Origin of the sequence: Pseudomonas sp. P867 (assembly GCF_019891455.1) — a bacterium.
GTDB classification, from domain to species: domain Bacteria; phylum Pseudomonadota; class Gammaproteobacteria; order Pseudomonadales; family Pseudomonadaceae; genus Aquipseudomonas; species Aquipseudomonas synxantha_A.
Window position 1 is genome coordinate 1 of the sequence record NZ_JAFLXB010000051.1, and the last position, 278, is coordinate 278.

The following is a 278-nucleotide window of genomic DNA, read 5'->3' on the forward strand; positions in this document are numbered from 1 at the left end:
ACCTACTCTCACATGGGGAAACCCCACACTACCATCGGCGATGCATCGTTTCACTGCTGAGTTCGGGATGGGATCAGGTGGTTCCAATGCTCTATGGTCGTCAAGAAATTCTGTGTACCAGACCGTTGCGTTGGCAACGTGCCGGTGAAATTCATGAGCTTCTACATAAACAAAACCCCTGTTTGCGTTAGCAAACAGGGGTTTCGGAATTTAATCTTGACGATGACCTACTCTCACATGGGGAAACCCCACACTACCATCGGCGATGCATCGTTTCA

The 278-nt window shown here is 49.3% G+C and carries 1 rRNA gene; it reads right to left on the reverse strand.

Annotated features, from left to right (window positions below):
- Positions 1-105 (reverse strand): 5S ribosomal RNA (gene rrf / locus J1G33_RS27785); the annotation flags it as partial.
- Positions 106-278 lie beyond the last annotated feature (173 nt).